The organism is Streptomyces sp. NPDC085944 (assembly GCF_040686295.1).
Taxonomy (GTDB): Bacteria; Actinomycetota; Actinomycetes; order Streptomycetales; family Streptomycetaceae; genus Streptomyces; species Streptomyces salinarius.
The window spans coordinates 445,703-464,490 of the sequence record NZ_JBFBJX010000002.1 but is presented as its reverse complement, the minus strand read 5'-3'; the positions used below and the strand labels follow the sequence as shown (position 1 = coordinate 464,490).

15 protein-coding genes are annotated in these 18,788 nt (G+C 73.7%); 7 read left to right on the top strand and 8 right to left on the bottom strand.

Annotated elements, in window-relative coordinates:
• Window positions 1-121: 121 nt before the first annotated feature.
• The 4 genes from AB0P07_RS05860 (at window position 122) to AB0P07_RS05845 (ending at window position 5,627) form a co-directional block, all read left to right on the top strand.
• On the top strand, window positions 122-1,765 hold the full coding sequence (locus AB0P07_RS05860; protein WP_365545631.1) for an alpha/beta hydrolase: 1,644 nt from the start codon (window positions 122-124) through the stop codon (window positions 1,763-1,765).
• A 52-nt stretch (window positions 1,766-1,817) separates the two neighbouring features.
• On the top strand, window positions 1,818-2,912 hold the full coding sequence (locus tag AB0P07_RS05855; RefSeq protein WP_365545628.1) for a chemotaxis protein: 1,095 nt from the start codon (window positions 1,818-1,820) through the stop codon (window positions 2,910-2,912).
• 121 nt (window positions 2,913-3,033) lie between these two features.
• Window positions 3,034-4,053 carry a Gfo/Idh/MocA family oxidoreductase gene (locus AB0P07_RS05850; protein WP_365545625.1) on the top strand — a complete coding sequence of 340 codons (1,020 nt, stop codon included), beginning with the start codon at window positions 3,034-3,036 and terminating at the stop codon, window positions 4,051-4,053.
• A gap of 272 nt (window positions 4,054-4,325) precedes the next feature.
• The gene (locus AB0P07_RS05845) at window positions 4,326-5,627 is read left to right on the top strand and encodes a PAS domain-containing protein (protein WP_365545622.1); all 1,302 of its coding nucleotides are present in this window, start codon (window positions 4,326-4,328) and stop codon (window positions 5,625-5,627) included.
• Here the strand turns inward: AB0P07_RS05845 and AB0P07_RS05840 are convergent.
• Window positions 5,624-7,132 carry a hypothetical protein gene (locus AB0P07_RS05840; RefSeq protein ID WP_365545619.1) on the bottom strand — a complete coding sequence of 503 codons (1,509 nt, stop codon included), beginning with the start codon at window positions 7,130-7,132 and terminating at the stop codon, window positions 5,624-5,626. The genes AB0P07_RS05845 and AB0P07_RS05840 overlap by 4 nt on opposite strands.
• A 292-nt stretch (window positions 7,133-7,424) precedes the next feature.
• Here AB0P07_RS05840 and AB0P07_RS05835 point away from each other — a divergent pair, with 292 nt between their 5' ends.
• Both AB0P07_RS05835 and AB0P07_RS05830 read left to right on the top strand, forming a co-directional pair.
• Complete coding sequence (locus AB0P07_RS05835; RefSeq protein WP_365545616.1) at window positions 7,425-8,567, top strand: aminoglycoside phosphotransferase family protein; 1,143 nt, start codon at window positions 7,425-7,427, stop codon at window positions 8,565-8,567.
• A gap of 302 nt (window positions 8,568-8,869) precedes the next feature.
• Entirely contained in the window at window positions 8,870-10,795 is a 1,926-nt protein-coding gene (locus AB0P07_RS05830; protein ID WP_365545880.1) for an N-acetylmuramoyl-L-alanine amidase, read from the top strand.
• Between the two features lie 9 nt (window positions 10,796-10,804).
• Here the strand turns inward: AB0P07_RS05830 and AB0P07_RS05825 are convergent, their stop codons facing one another.
• The 5 genes from AB0P07_RS05825 to AB0P07_RS05805 all read right to left on the bottom strand — a co-directional run bounded on the left by AB0P07_RS05825 (window position 10,805) and on the right by AB0P07_RS05805 (window position 14,942).
• Window positions 10,805-11,302, bottom strand: coding sequence for a hypothetical protein (locus tag AB0P07_RS05825; RefSeq protein WP_003971896.1), 498 nt, complete (start codon window positions 11,300-11,302; stop codon window positions 10,805-10,807).
• 57 nt (window positions 11,303-11,359) lie between these two features.
• Window positions 11,360-11,962: a CGNR zinc finger domain-containing protein gene (locus AB0P07_RS05820; protein ID WP_365545613.1), complete on the bottom strand. Its 603-nt coding sequence runs from the start codon at window positions 11,960-11,962 to the stop codon at window positions 11,360-11,362.
• A 152-nt stretch (window positions 11,963-12,114) separates the two neighbouring features.
• The gene (locus tag AB0P07_RS05815) at window positions 12,115-13,017 is read right to left on the bottom strand and encodes a universal stress protein (protein WP_365545611.1); all 903 of its coding nucleotides are present in this window, start codon (window positions 13,015-13,017) and stop codon (window positions 12,115-12,117) included.
• A 106-nt stretch (window positions 13,018-13,123) separates the two neighbouring features.
• Entirely contained in the window at window positions 13,124-13,366 is a 243-nt protein-coding gene (locus AB0P07_RS05810; RefSeq protein WP_043377340.1) for a DUF397 domain-containing protein, read from the bottom strand.
• Between the two features lie 76 nt (window positions 13,367-13,442).
• A complete protein-coding gene (locus AB0P07_RS05805) occupies window positions 13,443-14,942 on the bottom strand; it encodes an acyl-CoA synthetase (protein ID WP_365545607.1) in 1,500 nt (499 codons plus the stop codon).
• Window positions 14,943-15,116: 174 nt separating this feature from the next.
• Here AB0P07_RS05805 and AB0P07_RS05800 point away from each other — a divergent pair, with 174 nt between their 5' ends.
• Window positions 15,117-16,892: a serine hydrolase gene (locus tag AB0P07_RS05800; RefSeq protein WP_365545604.1), complete on the top strand. Its 1,776-nt coding sequence runs from the start codon at window positions 15,117-15,119 to the stop codon at window positions 16,890-16,892.
• 30 nt (window positions 16,893-16,922) lie between these two features.
• Here the strand turns inward: AB0P07_RS05800 and AB0P07_RS05795 are convergent, their stop codons facing one another.
• Window positions 16,923-17,114 (bottom strand): DUF2795 domain-containing protein, encoded by a 192-nt coding sequence (locus tag AB0P07_RS05795; RefSeq protein WP_365545601.1) that lies wholly within the window; start codon window positions 17,112-17,114, stop codon window positions 16,923-16,925.
• Window positions 17,115-17,200: 86 nt separating this feature from the next.
• Window positions 17,201-18,781 carry an NAD(P)/FAD-dependent oxidoreductase gene (locus AB0P07_RS05790; protein WP_365545598.1) on the bottom strand — a complete coding sequence of 527 codons (1,581 nt, stop codon included), beginning with the start codon at window positions 18,779-18,781 and terminating at the stop codon, window positions 17,201-17,203.
• Between the last annotated feature and the right edge of the window lie 7 nt (window positions 18,782-18,788).

The window sequence follows — 18,788 nt, the reverse complement described above, 5'->3', positions numbered from 1 at the left end:
TCATCGAACAAGCGGTGTCCCGACCGGTGTCCCGTCGCCCGGAGGCGCCGGGTGCGCAGCCCGCTTATGGTGAGCGAGGGCGCCGGCCACCGGTCCGCGACGGGGCGCCCGGGAGGCATCGATGCAGGCCAAGCAGGAGACTCGGCGCTCGGTCCGGCGCTGCGCGGTCACCGGAGCGCTCGGCCTGGCCCTGCTGGGTACGGGACTGCCCGCCGCGAACGCCGCGAACACGGCGGCCGTACGGGACGCCGGATCCGGCCTGTCCCGGTTCTACGACCAGAAGATCAAGTGGTCGGCGTGCCACGGCACGGAGATGCCGAAGGACCTGCAGTGCGGCAAGGTCACCGTCCCCGTCGACTATGCGCGCCCCCGGGGCAGGACCCTCGACATCGCCCTCGCCCGCTACCGGGCGACCGGCGACTCCCGGGGCTCCGTCCTGCTGAACTTCGGCGGCCCCGGCGGTTCCGGTGTCAACGAACTCGCCGTCGGCGGCAAGGAGTTCATGCACCTCACCAACGGCTACGACGTCGTGACCTTCGATCCGCGCGGCGTCGGCCGCTCCTCGCCGGTCTCCTGCGGGCCGGCCACCCTGAAGATCATGGAGGCGACGGACAGCGACGAGGGAACGGCCGACCCTGAGCAGGCGCTGGATCGGCTGCGGGACGCGGCGGCCGAATGCGTCAAGTACTCCGGTCCCGTGCTGCCCCACATAGGCACGGTCGACGCCGCGCGCGACATGGACGTGATGCGCGGGGCGCTCGGCGACGACCGGCTCAACTACCTCGGCTTCTCCTACGGGACGCGGCTCGGCGCGGTGTACGCGGCCCAGTTCCCGGACAAGGTCGGCAGGATGGTGCTCGACGGCGTGGACACGCTGACGGAGCCGCTGACCGAGCAGGGGCTGGCCGGCGCGCGGGGGCAGCAGACCGCGCTGGACAACTTCCTCGACTGGTGCGTCGAGGACGTCGCCTGCCCGTTCGGCCAGGACGCCCGCAGCGCCCGGGACCAGGTCGTGCGGCTGGTCGGCTCCCTCGACTCCGACCCGGTGCCGTCGGCATTCGGCGAGCCGTTCACCGGGCAGGACATGGTCGGCGCGATCGGTCAGGCGCTGTACAGCCGGGAGCTGTGGCCCTCGCTGGAGCGGGCGCTCGCGCAGTTGCTGGAGGCCGGTGACACCGGCGGTCTGGAGAGCTTCTCGTCCGGCGGCGTCACCTTCCCGGTCCGTGCACCGGGACGCGCACCGGTCCGCGCACCGGCCCCGGAGGACAAGGGCGGCGCCGGACTCACCGACGAGGAGGACGTCCCCATGGACAACCTCCCGGCCGCCCTGATGGCGATCAACTGCGCGGACGACCCCGACCGCCCCACGGCCGCCCAGGTCACCGCGTCCCTGGGACGACTGCGCGCCCGGTACGAGGAGGCCTCGCCGGTCTTCGGCCGGTACCGGCTCACCCAGGTGCTCATGTGCTACGGCCGGCCCAGGGGCACGGACTACATCCGGGACGAGGTGAAGGACCTCGACACCGCGAGAATGCTGCTGGTCGGCACCCGCGGCGACCCGGCCACGCCGTACCGCTGGACGACGGAGACGGCCGACCGGATCGGCCCCTCGGCCGTCGTCCTGGACAACCGGGGCGAGGGCCACACCGGCTACGCCTCCTCCGAGTGCGTGCACCGCAAGGTCGACGACTTCCTGCTGTACGGCTCCCTGCCGCCCGACGGCAGCTCCTGCGGGCCCGAGTCCGCCGGCGAGGGGTCGCACTGATCGGCGGTCCGCTCCGAATGCCCGATATGCCCATGCGTCCTATCGTGCTGACATGGAGCACGATCTGAGTCCCGCCACCCTCGCCGAGCTGCGGCGCCCCCGCCCGTACCCGGCCGTGTCCGTCCTGACGCCGACGCATCGCCGTGAACCGGACAACGCCCAGGACCGGGTCCGGCTGCGCAACGCGGTCGCCGCCGCCAAGAAGCAACTGGAGGAGGATCCGTCGGTCGGCCGCGACCGCCGCGCGGAGGTGTCCCGCGAACTCGACCGGGCCATGGCCGAGGTCGACCTGACGTACGCCGAGGACGGTCTGGCCATCTTCGCCGCCCCCGGCGAGCACCAGGTGTGGACCCTGAGCCGTTCCGTGCCCGAGCGGGTGGTCCTCTCGGACACCTTCCTGACCCGCAACCTCGTCGCCGCGCAGGCCGCCGAGCGGCCGTTCTGGGTCCTGTCGGTCGCCGCCGACCGCGTCACGCTCTGGAGCGGCGGCGCGGGCCGGGTCGTGGAGGAGCACCTCGGCGGCTTCCCGCTGGACCGGCCCGCGGAGGACTTCGACCCCGAGCGCCAGGAGCGGATCGGCGACGCGCCGAGCACGTTCCGCGACGAGGGCACCCGCAGGTTCCTGCGCGACGCCGACGCCGCGATGGGCAAGGTGCTGCGCACGAACCCCCGGCCGTTGTACATCACGGGTCCCGAACCGGCCCTCTCGCTGTTCGACGAGGCGGGCGCACTCGCCGCACACTCGGTGCTCGTCCCGCACGGCGGGCTGGCGCACGGCAGCGCCGAGGCGGTCTGGCAGGCGGTGCGGCCGGTGCTCGAGGACGAGGCGCGCGGGGCGGTCCGGGCGGTTGCCCGGGAACTCGACGCGGCTCGCGGCCGCAAGGACTTCGCGGCCGGGGTCGACGAGTTGTGGGAGAGCGCCCGCACGGGCCGCGTCCGGCTGCTGGCCGTCGAGGAGAACTTCAAGGTGACGATGCGCGACGACGGCGAGCACCTGCTCCCGGCCGAGGACGGCGATCTCGACGCCCGGGGGGACATCGTGGACGAGATCGTCGAGCAGTGCCTGGAGACGGGCGCCGAGGTGCGCTTCGTGCCGGACGGCACGCTCGGGGACGTGGACGGCATCGCGGGGGTGCTGCGGTACTGACGTCCGCCGCCGGCCCCGGACACCGCCCCTCCGCGGCTCTTGACGGGCGTGAAAGCCTGTTCGCCGTACACGTGCCCGCTGCTCGCGGGTGTGCGGCGGACGGCGAAGGAGCGGGTGCTGCGTGAGTGAACTTCTGGGCGTGGCGGTCCTGGGCGCGGGCCACATGGGCGCCGACCACGTACGACGACTCGACCGGGTGGTGAGCGGCGCCCGGGTCGCCGCGGTGGCGGATCCCGACGCCGAGCGGGCGAAGGAGGCCGTGGCCGGCGTCGACGGGGCCCTCGTGCACACGGAGGCCGAGGCCGCGCTCGACGCGCCGGGCGTCGAGGCCGTCCTGATCGCCTCGCCCGGCGAGGCGCACGAGGAGGCGCTGCGGGCCGCCTTCGCGCGAGGGCTGCCGGTCCTGTGCGAGAAGCCGATGGTGCCGGACTCCGCGGGCGCGCTGCGTGTGGTGGAGGCCGAGGCGCGCCTGGGCAGGAGGCTGGCGCAGATCGGGTTCATGCGGCGGTACGACGCCGAGTACCTGCGGCTCAAGTCCCTGCTGGACGGCGGGCGGCTGGGCCGGCCGCTGATGCTGCACTGCGTGCACCGCAACGTCTCCTCTCCGCCGCACTTCACCTCGGCGATGCTGATCAGCAGTTCCGTCTCGCACGAGATCGACGCGGCCCGCTGGCTGCTCGGCCAGGAGCTCGGCGCGGTCACGGTGCTGCGTCCGCGCCCGTCGACCGGTGCGCCCGACGGCCTGCTCGATCCTCAGTTCGTGCTCTTCGAGACCGAGGGCGGCGCCGTGGTGGATGTGGAGATCTTCGTCAATTGCGGCTTCGGCTACGAGGTGCGGTGCGAGGCCGTCTGCGAGGCGGGCAGCGCCCGGATCGGCCAGGCGCACACCATGGTGGTGACCGCGGCCGGCGACGCGCGGGAGGAGGTGCCGCAGGACTACCTGGTGCGGTTCGCGAACGCCTACGACCGCGAGGTGCAGAGCTGGGTGGACGCCACCCGGCGGGGCCGGGTCACCGGGCCCGGCGCCTGGGACGGTTACGCGGCCGCCGCGGCCGCCGAGGCCGGAGTGCGAGCCCTGGAGACGGGCGCGCGCACGCCCGTCGAACTGGCACCCCGCCCGGCCCTCCACGCTCCGGCATAGAACACGGGTCCGCCGAACTCCGGCGCGACGACGTTCCCGAGCCCGAGCCTCCCTCAAGTCCCTCAGTGCGTCTACGACTTGCTCTCTGCCCGGGACATGCCGAATGCGTAGTCGGGTCACTCCGGGAAGACTGTGGCATATGCCGGAAGCACCACCGTATCGTGTGTTGCCAAATCACTTACGGGGCGTGGCGGGCTGTGCAATGGTCATAACGGTCCTTCCGCCAGCCTCGGTTCCGCCCTGGTCGTACCGTCAGCACATCGGAGTGCGTCATGTCGTCCCATCTCTCCGCGGACCACCCGGCCGCCCAGCCACCGGGGAACGGCTCGGTCGAGGCGCTCATATCGCAGGCACGGCGACTGCGGGGCGACGTGGACGCGGTACGGCGAGACAGCCAGGAGGAGGACACGACGGACGCCCGTGGGCGCTGGCAGCGCGCCCTGTACGACCTGGCGCTGCACCAACTCACGGACCTGGACGCGCACTTGGCCCAGCTGCGGGACGGCCCGGCACCCGCACCCCGCCCCGGTTCGCTGCTCAGCCGGGTCGGCAGCGCGGAGTGGGACCTGCTGACCGACGAGGCCGCGTGGTCCGGGGAGCTCTTCCACATCCTGGGCCGCGACCCCGCGTCCGTCCCGCTGAGCCTGGACGAACTCCCCTCCCTGGTCCTGGCCGAGGACCGCCCGAAACTGACCGCGATGGTCACGGACTGCCTCGTCGACGCCCGCCCCATCGACGGCGAGTTCCGCGTCGTGCACCCCGACGGGGCCGTACGCACCGTGCACATGATGGGCGAGCCCGTCCTCGACGCCGACGGCAGCACCGCATCGATGTGGGCGGTGCTGCGGGACGTCAGCGAACTCCGCCGCAGCCAGCAGGCCGTGAGCGCGACCCGTGAGTCGCTCCGGTACCCTCCGCCGCCGCCCTGGCACGGGCTTTTGCGGTTCCCCGACGAGGGGCGGCCCGGACTGGACCTGGCCGCTGCCCACCTCCCGTCCGCATCGGCGGCGGGCCCGCGATCCCGGTACGGCGGCTGGTACGACGCGTGTCCGCTCGGCGACGACGGCGAAACCCTCCTCACCGTGGGCGACTTCGAGCACCCGGGGCCCGAGGCGCCCGGTCCCGCGGCGGTCATCGGCGCCCTGCGCGGCCTGGCGCTGGCCGACATCCGACCGGCGCGGCTCGGGGACCGGCTCGGCGCATGGGGCGGAGCGACCGCCCTGCCGCCGGTGCGCGCCGGCGTGTACTGCGGCTACCGGCCGCTCACCCGCACCCTGACATGGGCCCACGCCCGAGGCCCCGCCCCGCTGCTGTTCCGCGGCGGGACGGGGCGTGAGTTGTCCGGGCAGGAGGGGCCGTCCGGGCAGGCCGAAGCACCCCTCGAAGCAGGCGACCTGCTGCTCCTGCGCACCGAGGCACTCGAGCCGGACGCCGTGGAGCGCCTCCTCTCGCTGGCCCCCCGCCTCACCGGGGCGGACTCGGCACAGGACGCCGTACGGATGGTGACGCGTGAGCTCGGTGAATCGCCGGGTCGCCGCGACGTCTGCGTCCTGGTGGCCCGGGTGACGCCCTAGGCGGGCGCGACGGTGCCGTCCGGTCCCTTCCCCTTCGGCGACCTGGCCTTGGGCAGTGCCAGTTTGATCTCCTCGCGCAGCTCCTGGATCTTCGGATAGCCGGCGTACTCGGCGGTGAGCCGGTACATCTGGCGCAGCCGGTCCCAGGTGCGCTGGGAGGAGTTGGACCCCATCGAGACCAGGGCGAGGCGGGCGTACCGGTCCGCCTGTTCGGGGTCGTCGGCGATGAAGCAGGCGGAGGCCATCGACAGATAGTCGAAGATCTTCGACCGCTGCCGGCCGTCGATCCTCAGGGCCAGGGCCTTGTCCGCGTAGTGCTGTGCGTGCGCGGCGGCCCCCGGCTCGAACTCGGCGAGCGTCCGGTAGGCCAGGGCCTGCATGCCGTACAGGTCCTCCTCCTTGAAGGTCTGCATCCAGTCCGGGGGCGGTACGTCCGCCTTGTCGGAGACGAAGAGGTCCTCGGCCCGTCCCAGGGTGCGGCGCATCGCCTGGCCCTTGCCCATCGAGGCCTGCGCCCAGGCCTCGATGGTGTAGAGCATCGCCTTGGTGCGCGGCAGCACCTGCTCGCCGGAGCCGGACTGGGCGAGCTTCATGAGGTCCAGGGCCTCGTCGGGCTTGCCCAGGTGCACCATCTGGCGGGCCGCCCGGGACAGGGCCTCGCCCGCCCGGGGCCGGTCGCCGCCCTCGCGCGCGGCGTGCGCGGCGATGACGAAGTACTTCTGGGCCGTGGGTTCCAGGCCGACGTCGTGCGACATCCAGCCCGCGAGGACGGCGAGGTTGGCGGCGACGCCCCACAGGCGACGCTGGAGATGGGGTGGGTGGCGGTAGGCGAGCATGCCGCCCACCTCGTTGAGCTGGCCCACCACGGCCTTGCGCTGGAGGCCGCCGCCGCGGGCGGCGTCCCAGGCGCGGAACACCTCGACCGAGCGCTCCAGTTCCTCCACTTCCTGCGACCCGATGGGGGCGGCCTCGTAGCGGTCGAACCCGGCGGGGTCGGCGTGCAGGGGTTGGTGGAGGTCGGGGGCGTCGGCCGCCGGCACCGGATCGGTGTGCAGCCAGTCGCGCATGGCGCTGCTGAGTGCGGAGCCCGCGGCGAGCGCGGCGCCCGCGCCCACCAAGCCGCGTCGGTTGAGCATGAGGTCCATTCCCGTGAATTCGGTGAGGACCGCCGCAGTCCGCTCGGGCGCCCACGGCACACCGTCGGGATGCTCTTCGCTCCCGCCCTGTGGCCGTTTCCCCGCACGCCCGTGCCGGACCAGACCGAGGTCCTCGATGGTCACGACACGGCCGAGACGCTCGGTGAACAGAGCTGCCAGCACCCGCGGCACCGGATCGCGCGGGATCTCTCCCATGTCGATCCACCGCCGCACCCGCGAGGTGTCGGTCGCCAGCTGGGGGTGGCCCATGGCCGCCGCCTGCCGGTTGACCAGCCTCGCGAGTTCGCCCTTGGACCAGCCGGCCAGGCCGAACAGGTCCGACAGACGGGTGTTGGGTTCTTTGCTCACGTCAAGCCCCCAGGTTCTCGGCTGAGTTGACAGTAGCCCCGTGCGGGTTGCCGGGCGACTATTCGCCACCGTTCGCCAGGGTGCGCCAGATGGTGTGCCACGGGCAGCCGGGTGTCAGGTAGGAATGCGCCACCCCGACCCGGTCGCCGCGGGGACACTCCCCAGGGTGGCCCCGGGCGGCCGGTCGGGCGGCGCGACGGCTTTCGGAAGGCGTGCCCCGGCACCGAACGGGTCGGTCGGGCACCGCTCTTCAGGCAGGCACAGCAGGCACACGAAGGGATCTGTCTCGCCCATGTACGCAGCATCGTCCTCCGTGTCCGCCCCGCAGCGCTCGCTGCACCCCCGTCCGACGGCGGGCGGCGGCCCCTATCTCGCCCCCGCTCGTCCGGCGGCCCCGGTGCTCGGGGCCGGCAGGGCGCGGCTCGGCGCGGGGCCCGGCACACAGCCGCTCAGCGGAAGAATCGACCTGTCCGGCCCCCAGGGGGCCCAACTGCGCACGGCGATCGCGGCCGTGCACCGGATCTGCCCGGAGTTCTCCCCCGTGCAGGTGCTGCGCCGCAGCGGGCGGTCCGTGCTCCTGGTCGGCACGACCGGACGCAGCACGGCGGTGGCCAAGTGTTTAGTGGACCACTCCCCCGCGTGGGCGGAGCGCAGCCGGCACGAGATAGGGGCATACCGCTCGTTCGTCCGGCAGCGCCCTCCGGTGCGGGTGCCGAGGCTGATCGCGGCGGATCCGGACAACGGCACACTGGTGATCGAGCGGATGCCCGGGCGGGTGGCGGCCCTGCAGCGCCACCCCTTGGAGGCGCCGCCCCGGGCCGACATCAGGGCGGCGATCGGAGCGGTCTGCCGGCTGAACGCGTGGCGGCCGCCGGCCGGCACCTTCGACGCCCCGCTCGACTACGCGGCCCGGATCTCCCGCTACCACGAGCTGGGGCTGCTCACCGACCGGGACCTGGGCGATCTGCAGAAGCTGCTGCACGGCATCGCCCACGCGGGCGGACGCCAGGGCATGGGCCAGTTCTGTCACGGTGACGCGCTGCTCTCCAACGTCCTCATGTCCCCGGCCGGTCCGGTGCTGGTGGACTGGGAGCACGCGGGCTGGTACCTGCCGGGCTACGACCTGGCGACGCTGTGGGCCGTCCTCGGCGACGCCCCGGCGGCCCGCCGGCAGATCAGCCAGATCGCCCAGTCGAGCGGCACGGCGGCGCGCGACGCGTTCCTGGTGAACCTGATGCTCGTCCTGACCAGGGAGATCCGTACGTACGAGACGGCCGTGCAGCGTTCGATGCACGACACGGTCGCGGCGACGCCGGCGCCGACCCATCCGGGTGCCGCGCCGACCGGCGAGGAGCAGCGGTTGCTGCTGCGCCGGCTGCACGACGACTGCCAGCTGGCCCGGCGGGCCGTGCGGGCGGCGGTCGGCACGCGCTGACAACAGCCACGCGAGGACGACGACGGTCCGCGGTGCGCCCCTCGCAAGTGGGGCGCACCGCGGTTTTCGTTTTCTCGCGGACCGGTCCGCCGGGAGCCATTGGTGTGAGCCACTGACGCCGCGCAGGCCCGTGGGCCGCCGCCGCGAAACTCGCCACACCCCTCGCTGACGTGGGAAATCGCCACTGTGACGGCATGATTGACGGATCGTCGGACCGCCGGGTACCACTGACCCACGCCCGGCCCCGCACGTCCCGCCACGCCCGACCGTCACAGGAGGCCGTTTTGCGAGGATCCCCCGTCGTGCCCGCCCTGGCCACCGCGGCGTTGCTGCTGCCGCTGCTCGGCGCGGCACCGGCCGCCGCCGCGCCCCCGGACGCGCCGCCCGGGCCGGACCGCCTCCAGCGGGCGTTCGCCACCGCGGCGGCCGAGTACCACGTGCCGCAGAGCGTCCTGCTCGGCGTCTCCTATCTCCAGTCCCGCTGGGACGCGCACGACGGCGCGCCGAGCGTGACCGGCGGCTACGGCCCGCTGCACCTCACCGACGCCCGCACGGCACTGGCCGAGGCGCCCCGGTCCCACCACGGCGAGGGCTCGGAGGACCCGCGCGGCGACGACACGCGCGCCCCGCTGCACCCGGCGGACGCCGCCGCCCCGTCGTCCACCGACCTGCCGGCCCGGCTGACCACGCTGCCGAAGGCCGCCGGACTGACCGGGCTGAGCCCCGAGGCGCTGCGCACCGACCCGGCCGCGAACGTGTCCGGCGGCGCCGCGCTGCTCGCCGCCGCACAGCGCGAACTGGGCGAGCCGCTCAGTTCCGACCCGGCGGACTGGTACGGGGCGGTGGCCCGCTTCTCGGGCGCGGAGGACTCCGCGACGGCGGCGGCGTACGCGAACGACGTGTACGAGGTCATCCGCACGGGTGAGCGGCGTACCACGGACGCCGGCCAGCAGGTCACGCTGGCCGCCCGCCCCGACGTGGCACCGGACACCTCCCAGCTGGACGGCGCGGGCCTGCGCACGGCGTCCGCCGCCGGCACGGAGTGCCCCAGGTCGGTGTCCTGCGAGTGGATCCCGGCGCCGTACGAGGAGTTCGGCGATGGCGACTACGGCAACCACGACCTGGGCGACCGGCCCGCCGCCCAGCGCATCCGGTACATCGTCGTGCACGACACGGAGGGCACCTGGAACGGCGTCCTCAACATGGTCCAGGACCCCACCTACGTGTCCTGGAACTTCACGCTGCGCTCCACCGACGGCCACGTCGCCCAGCACGTGAGGGCGAAGGACGTGGCCTGGCACGCGGGCAACTGGTACGTCAACGCCAAGTCGATCGGCCTGGAGCACGAGGGCTTCCTGGCGGAGCCGGACGCCTGGTACACGGAGGCGATGTACCGGTCGTCGGCGCGGCTGGTGAAGTACCTGGCGAACAAGTACGACATCCCGCTGGACCGGCAGCACGTCCTCGGCCACGACAACGTGCCCGGCACCACCACGGCGACGATCCCGGGCATGCACACCGACCCGGGGCCCTACTGGGACTGGCGGCACTACTTCCAGCTGCTCGGCCGCCCCTTCGAGCCGACCGCCGGCAAGAACTCCTCCCTGGTGACGATCCGCCCGGACTACGACGCCAACCGTCCCGGGTACACCGGCTGTGAGACGGCGGGCGAGCCGTGCGCCGCCCACGGGTCCAGCGAGGTGCGCCTGTACTCCGACCACGACGTGAACGCGCCCCTGATCAAGGACATCGGCCTCGGCACCACCCCCACGACGGGGGTGAACGACCTGTCCTCGCGGGCCTCCACGGGCCAGCAGTACGCGGTGGCGGACCGGTGGGGCGAGTGGACGGCCATCTGGTACCTGGGCCAGAAGGCCTGGTTCCACAACCCGCGGAAGAGCCCGGCGGCGCTCCCCGCGTCGGGACGCGTGATCACGCCGAGGAAGGGCCTCACGAGCGTCCCGGTGTACGGGCGCGCGTATCCGGAGAAGGCCGCCTACCCGGCGGACGTGCCCGCCCAGGCGGTGTCGCCACTGCCCTACACCCTGCCCGCGGGGCAGAAGTACGTGGCGGGTGAGAAGGCGCCGGGCGAGTACTACTACGCGGTCACCTTCGACGAGGCGTCCCACCGGGTGGTGACCGGCAAGGACCAGTACTACGAGATCCAGTACGGCCACCGGGTGGCGTACGTGCGCGCCGCCGACGTGACGGTCTCGGCCGCTCGCTGACGGCCGGCCTCAGCCCTGCTGGAAAAGCTCCGCCGGGAGCGGCTTCAGCAGGGCGTACAGGTCGTCGGTGATGGGGCGGTCCCAGGCGGCGATGGTCACCAGGACGCCGTCGCTGCGGTCGAACTGCACGCAGGAGATCCGGCTCTCGGAGAGCTTGAGGCGGCGCACGATCAGCAGGTTGTCGCCCTGCATCACGGGGACGTCCTCGGCGCCGACGACGGTGATCTCCTCGTCGTTCTCCAGGGCGAGCAGCAGCTGGGCCACCTCGAAGGGGATCTCACCCTCGGGGACCTCGCGGGCCGGGGAGCCGTCCGGTAGATTGCCGATGATCATCGCGGGGCCGCGGCCGCCGAACAGGTCGTAGCGCAGGAAGACGCCCTGACAGCTGCCGTCGGGCGCGGGCAGCAGGCCGGCGCCGAGGTTTCCGGGCCAGTCGCCCGGGTCCATGGCCAGTACGTCGAAGTCGGGCCCGGCGGGCGTGGCGCTGCGGCGGCGGAGGAACGACATGCCGCCATGGTACGTGGCCGGGCCGGGTGAACGACGTGCGGGCGGACGCCGGCCGGGCTACCCGGTCCGGCGGTGCCGCTCCTGGTGGCGGGCCACCCGCGCCCGGTTGCCGCAGGAGGGCTTGCACCACTCCTGACGCGGGTGCTCCTTGAGGAAGTAGCGCACGCAGCGCGGCGCGTGGCAGGCGCGCAGCCGCTGCCGGTCGGGGCCGGCGAGGAAGCCGATCACGGCCTGTGCGAGGACGGCGGCGAGGTCGGTCCGGGTGCCCTGCGCGGGTACCGAGCGCACGACGGGGGCGGCGGCGTCGCCCCAGGCCAGCACGGGGACCGTCGGGGTACGGGCGGCCGCCTCGTTGAGCCGGCCGAGGGCCTCCGGCACGGGCAGCAGCCGGCCGGCGTCGGCGGGGCTGGGCTCGGCGGGGAGCACGGCGCGGGCGAAGAGGGAGCGGGCGGCGGCCCGTACGTCCCGTACGGCGGCCAGGGTGGACGCGTCGGCGGCGAAGCCCTCGCCGTCCGGCACGATCCCGGGGTGGTTCCCGGCCCAGGCGGTGAGTCCGGCCACGTCGGCGAGGTCGTCGGCGACCGAGCCGTGTCCGTCGTGCCGGACGGTCAGCGCGAGGTCGAGCGCGATCCGGGTGTCCGCGCTGGGCGAGTCCTGCATGGACCCGATGATAGGCAGGCGGGACCGTGTGAGGGCCGGGCGGACGCCCCGGAAGAGCCGCGGACGGGTCGCCGCGTCGAGCCGCCGAGCGCGCGAGGGCGAAGGGTACGGGCGGGCACACGAGGCGCCGGACGGCCCACCTGCCGGCGCCGTCACTCCTCCGGCGGCTCCGGGGGCACGACGGCGACCGGGGAAGCCGCGTGCAGCAGGACGGCGTGGGTGACCGAGCCCATCATGCGGGCCGGGGCCAGCAGGCGCCGCCGGTGGCGGCCGACGACGACCAGGTCGGCGTCCCGGGAGGACGCGACCAGGTGTCCGGCGGCGTCGCCCGGCGCGACGTACGGGTCGGCCCGGACGTCGGGGTGGCGTTCGCGGTAGGGGGCGAGGAAGCCGTCGGCGAGGACCCGGGTCTCACTCTCCAGGGACACTTCGTCGATCACCGGGGGCACGATCTGACCGGCGGCGGCCCAGGTCTGCACCGGCCACGGGTAGGCGGCGACCACCTGAAGGCGGGCGCCGCGCAGCTCGGCCTCGGTGAAGGCGAAGGACAGGGTGGCTTCGTCGGGGCTGTCCACGTGCAGGCCGACCACCACCCGGGGCCCGGGTTCCTCCGGTGCCTCGCCGTGGACCTCGCGCCCGGGACGGGGCACCACGACGACGGGGCACTCGGCGTCGCGGGCGGCGGCCATGCCGTTGGAGCCGAGCAGCAGGCCGGTGAAGCCGCCCCGGCCCCGGGAGCCGAGCACCAGCAGCTGGGCGTCGGCGCCCAGTTCCGGCAGCAGGGCGCCCGGTACGCCCTCCATGCCGACGTACTCCGTCGGCACCGCGTAGGCCCGCCCCTGAAGGTGCGCGCGGGCCTGTTCCAGCGCCGGGTCCTCGGCGGTGTCCGGCGGGCCCGCGACCAGGACGTCGGTCTGGGCCCAGGCGGCGTACTGGCGCACGTGCACCACCCGCAGGGGTGCCTCGCGCCGGTGGGCGGCGTCGAGCGCCCAGTCCAGGGCGCGCAGGCCGTCGTCCGAACCGTCGACCGCCGCGATGACCGGCAGGGTGCTCATGGGTCCTCACCTCCGGAGTACGGACTTCCCCCCCGGCGGCGAACCGAACACCCCGGTTCGGCCGGTCGGCGCACCCGCGGTCGCCCCGCGATGCCCCGCGGTCGTCCTAGGTGAGGTCGAACTCCCCTTCTCGTGCTCCGGACACGAACGCCCCCCATTCGGCCGGGGTGAAGATCAGGGAGGGGCTTTCCGGGCTGCCGCTGTTGCGCATGGCGATGAACCCCTCGACGAAGGCGATCTGGACATCCCCCAGGCCTCGGCTGCTGGACTGCCACTGCGCGTTGCTGAGATCCAGCTCCGGCTTGTCCCAGCCCATGAGCGGGCGCTGGTGGGTGGTGCTCTCGGCCACGTCCGTGCTCCTCCCGGTGTCGTCGTCCGCGGCCAGCCTAGCGATCCGGTCCGACCGCCGACAGGCCGTCGCGGCGTCAGGAACCGGCGAAGCGGTCCCGCAGCTCGCGCTTGAGGATCTTGCCGCTGGCGTTGCGCGGCAGGGCGGTCACGAACCGGACGCGCTTGGGTGCCTTGAAGGCGGTGAGTTTCTCGCGGGCGTGGGCGATCAGTTCGTCCTCGGTGACCTCGCCGCGCGGGACGACGAAGGCGGTGACGGCCTCGATCCACCGTTCGTCGGGCAGGCCGACCACCGCCACCTCGGCGACGGCGTCGTGCGTGTAGAGGGCGTCCTCGACCTGTCGGGAGGCGACCAGCACGCCGCCGGAGTTGATGACGTCCTTCACCCGGTCGACGATCGTGTAGTAGCCGTCGGCGTCCCGTACGGCGAGGTCGCCGGAGCGGAACCAGCCGTCGCGGAAGGCGGCCTCGGTCTCCTCGGGCCTGTCCCAGTACCCCTCGCACAACTGCGGGGAGCGGTAGACGACTTCGCCGGGTGTGCCGTCGGGAACGTCCTTGCCGTCCTCGTCGACCACGCGGGCGTCGACGAACAGGACGGGGCGGCCGCAGGAGTCCATCCGGCCCTCGTGCTCGTCGGGGCCCAGGACGGTGGCCAGGGGGCCGATCTCGCTCTGGCCGAAGCAGTTGTAGAAGGCGAGGTGCGGGAGGCGTGCGCGCAGCCTCTCCAGGACGGGCACCGGCATGATCGACGCACCGTAGTAGGCCTTGCGCAGGCCGTCGAGGTCCCGGGTGGCGAAGTCGGCGCGGTTGGCGAGGCCGATCCACACGGTGGGCGGGGCGAACACGCTGTCGACGCGGCCGGCCTCGATCAGGTCGAACAGCCGGTCGCCGTCCGGTGCGTCCAGGACGATGTTGGTCGCGCCGACCGCGAGGTAGGGCAGCAGGAACACGTGGGTCTGCGCCGAGTGGTAGAGCGGGAGCGCGTGCACGGGGCGGTCGCCGGCACGGAGATCGAGGGCGGTGATGGCGCTCAGGTACTCGTGCACGAGCGCGCGGTGGGTCATCATCGCGCCCTTGGGCAGTGCGGTGGTGCCGGAGGTGTACAGGAGCTGCACCAGGGCCTCGGCGGCCGGTTCGGGTCCGTCGTACGGGGGCGCCGACCCGAGGCGGGCGAGGAGCGAGTCGTCGGCGTCGCGCAGCGGCAGGGTGCGGGTGCCGCCGGGGAGCCCGGCGGCGAGGCCGGGGTCGGTGAGGACGAGTGCGCTGCCGGACTGGGTGACGAGGTAGGCGAGGTCGTCGCCGGTGAGGTTCTGGTTGACCGGGACGTGCACCAGGCCGGCCCGGGCGCAGGCGAGGAAGGCGATCAGGTAGGCGTCGGAGTTGTGGCCGTAGGCGCCGACCCGGTCGCCCGGGGAGAGCCCTTCGGCCAGCAGGACGCTCGCCGCGCGGGAGACCGCGGTGTCGAGTTCCCCGTACGTCCAGGTGCGGTCGCGGTACTCCACCGCGACGCGGGCCGGAGTGCGTCGGGCGCTGCGCCGCAGCACCCCGTCGACCGTGCTGCCGTGTCCGGGCGTCATGACATGATCCTCGGCCGGTCGCGGGGGCGGGTCAAGCCGTGTGCGGCGGTCCGCCGGCTCCTCGCGCCGTGCTGCGCACGCCCCATTGACACAGCCCGACACTGACAGGAAAGTTTCAGTCCGCACGGCGATCCGGGAAAGATACTTTCAGCTTCGGCGGCGGGAGGCTCTTCGATGGCGGGTCAGGCGACGAGCGGATGGACACGGCGTCAACTGGGCGCCGGGGCCCTGGCCCTGGGCGGTGCCCTGGCCATCGCCCCGTTCGCGGCGGGTCCGGCCGCGGCCGTCTCGGACAGGGGCCGCCGCCCCACTCTGCGGCACGGGTCCGCCGAGCGCGCCGGACTGCTTCCGGGCCATCTGCGCCGGCTGGTCACCGACGCCGAGACGTTCCTCGGGCCGTCGCCCCAGCACCCCTGGTACGCGGGGGCGGTGCTGCTGGCCGGCCGGGGCGGCACGGTGGCGCTGCACGAGCCGATCGGCATGGCGGTGCGCTACCGGGCCTACGACGAGACGACCGACACCGGTGTGGAGTTCCCCGCGGGGCAGCAGATCCCGATGGCCGAGGACACGGTGTTCGACCTCGCGTCGATCTCCAAGCTGTTCACCTCGATCCTCGCCGTGCAGCAACTGGAGCGGGGCGCGCCGGAGCTGGAGGCGCCGGTCGCCTCGTACCTGCCGGACTTCGGACGGGCGGGCAAGCAGCATGTGACGATCCGTCACCTGCTCACCCACACCTCGGGCTTCCGGGCCTGGATCCCGCTCTACAGCGCGCCCACGTACGAGGAGAGGGTCCGACTCGTCTACGACGAGGCGCCGGTGAACCCTCCCGGCACGGCGTACCTGTACTCGGACCTGAACATGATCTCGCTCCAGCTGGTGCTCGAGAAGGTCACCGGCCGCACCCTGGACGTGCTGCTGCGCGACGGGGTCACCCGGCCGCTCGGCCTCACCCGCACCCGCTACAACCCGCCCGCCTCCTGGCGGTCGGCGATCGCGGCCACCGAGGACGCCCGCCTGCCCTGGTCCGGCCTGGACCGCGGCCTCGTGTGGGGCGAGGTGCACGACGAGAACGCCTTCAGCCTGGGCGGGGTGGCCGGCCACGCGGGGGTGTTCTCCTGCGCGTGGGACCTCGCGGTCCTCGGCCGTACGCTCCTCAACGGCGGCTCCTACGGCCGGGTCCGCATCCTGCGGCCGGAGTCGGTGGAGCTGATGTTCACCGACTTCAACACCGATTTCCCCGGCGACGAGCACGGCCTGGGCTTCGAGCTCTACCAGCACTGGTACATGGGCGCGATGGCGACTCCGCGCACGGCCGGGCACACTGGTTTCACGGGCACCTCGCTGGTGCTGGACCCGACGACCGACTCGTTCCTCGTCGTCCTCGGCAACTCCGTCCATCCGGTCCGCAGTTGGCGTTCCGGATCGGCGCCCCGGGTGGCGGCGGGCACCAACCTGGCGCGGGCGGTGCCGGTGCGGCCCGCGCACGGACGCACCGCCTGGTTCTCGGGGACCGCGAGTTCCACCACGGCCACACTGACGCTGCCCGCGCTGGACACCTCGGCCGGAGGGGCGCGGCTGCGCTGCTCGCTGTGGTGGGACACCGAGCCCGGCTCGGACGCCCTCGTCCTGGAGGCCTCGACCGACGACGGGACCTCGTGGCAACCGGTGCCGTTCACGACGTCCCGGCGGGGCGAGGCGCCCCGGGAGCATCCGGCGGGCTCGGCCACCGGCTGGTCGGGGCGCGTCTGGCACCGGCTGAGCGCCGGCCTCCCGGCCGCACGCGGCCTCACCCTGCGCTGGCGGTACACGACCGACCGGCTGTACGTGGGCCGCGGTGCGTACGTGGACGGGGTGCGCGCGGAGGCGGGTGGCGACGTCCTGTTCCACGACGCGCGCCCGGCGGACGCGGCGCGCGTCGAGGCGGTGGGCTGGTCGGCGTCGGCCGACTAGGACCGGCCTGCGACGGGCCGCGCGGGGCCGCTAGCCGTTGAAGACGGCCTTCTGCACCTCGTTCGGACCGTCGAAGCTGTTCTCCTCCAGTCCGTCGAGACGGCTCACGACCTTGTCGTCGGCCTTGTTCCTGCGGGCGCGGTCGACGAGCGCCTTCCTGTCGGCCGGGTAGTCCATGCCGCTGAGGGCCTTCTGCAGGTCGATGGGGCTGAGGTCAGCCATGACGGGCTCCTTGTCGCGGGGGTGGCGTGCGAAATGTCCGTTGTGTCGCGGTACCCCGCCCCGTCCTGGGCATGCACGCGTGACCGTCAGCTCCCGGTCCCCTCCAGCACCGCCATCGCCGCGTTGTGCCCCGGCACCCCACTCACCCCTCCCCCGCGCACGGCGCCCGCGCCGCACAGCAGGACGTTGGCCCGGTCGGTCTCCACGCCCCAGTGGCCGGTGCCCTCCTGGGCGTGGGGCCAGGACAGTTCGCGGTGGAAGATGTTCCCGCCGGGCAGGCGCAGGTCGCGGTCGAGGTCGAGCGGCGACCTGGCCTCGATGCAGGCCCGCCCGTCGGCGTCGGTCGCCAGGCACTGCGCGAGGGGCTCGGCGAGGTGGGCGTCGAGCTGGGCGAGGGTCGACTTCAGCAGTTCGTCGCGTACGGCGTCGTTGTCCCGGGCGAAGAGGCGGGCGGGCGTGTGCAGGCCGAACAGGGTGAGGGTGTGCATGCCCTGCGCGGCCAGGTCGGGACCGAGGATGGTCGGGTCGGTCAACGAGTGGCAGTAGATCTCGGAAGGCGGCGCGCCGGGCAGTTCACCGGCGGCCGCCCGGGCGTGCGCGGCGGCCAGTTGCCCGTAGCCCTCGGCGATGTGGAAGGTCCCGGCGAAGGCCTCGCGCGGGTCGGCCTCGGGGTCGCGCAGCCGCGGGAGCCGGGTCAGCAGCATGTTCACCTTGAGCTGGGCGCCCTCGGCGGGCGGGGGCGGCGGCTGGCCGGTGAGCGCGGCCAGCTCCCGCGGGGAGGCGTTGACCAGGACGTGGCGGGCCGCGCTCACGTGCTCGCCGTCGGCGGAGCGGTGGCTGACCTCGGCCGTCCGCCCGTCGGCCTCGATCCGTACCGCCTCGTGTCCGGTGGCGAGCACGGCACCGGCGGCCCTCGCCGCGTCGGCCAGCGCGTCGGTGAGGGCGCCCATGCCGCCGACCGGCACGTCCCAGGTGCCGGTGCCGCCGCCGATGACGTGGTAGAGGAAGCAGCGGTTCTGGACCAGGGAGGGGTCGTGCGCGTCGGCGAAGGTGCCGATCAGTGCGTCGGTGAGGGCGACGCCCCGGACCAGGTCGTCGGCGAAGTGCTCCTCGATCGCGACGCCGACCGGTTCCTCGAACAGGGCCCGCCAGGCCGCGTCGTCGTCGACCCTGCGGCGCAGTTCGTCCCGGGTGGGCAGCGGTTCGGTGAGGGTCGGGAAGACCCGCTGGGCCACGTGGCCGGTCATGGCGTAGAACCGCTGCCAGGCCGCGTACTCCCGGTCGGAGCCGGTGAGCCGGGCGAAGGACTCGCGCGTGCGCCGCTCGCCCCCGCCGACGAGGAGCCCGGTGGGCCGCCCGCCTCGCTCGACGGGCGTGTACGAGGAGACGGTACGGGTGCGCACCCGGAAGTCCAGGCCGAGGTCCCGCACGATCTTCCGGGGCAGCAGGCTGACCAGGTAGGAGTAGCGCGACAGCCGGGCGTCGATCCCGGCGAACGGACGGGTGGACACGGCCGCTCCGCCGGTGTGGTCCAGCCGTTCGAGCACCAGCACCGACCGGCCGGCCCGGGCCAGGTAGGCGGCGGCTACCAGACCGTTGTGGCCGCCGCCGACGATGACGGCGTCGTAGCTGCGGGAGGTGCGCGCGGTGCTGGGCGGGGTCGTCATGGCTCTT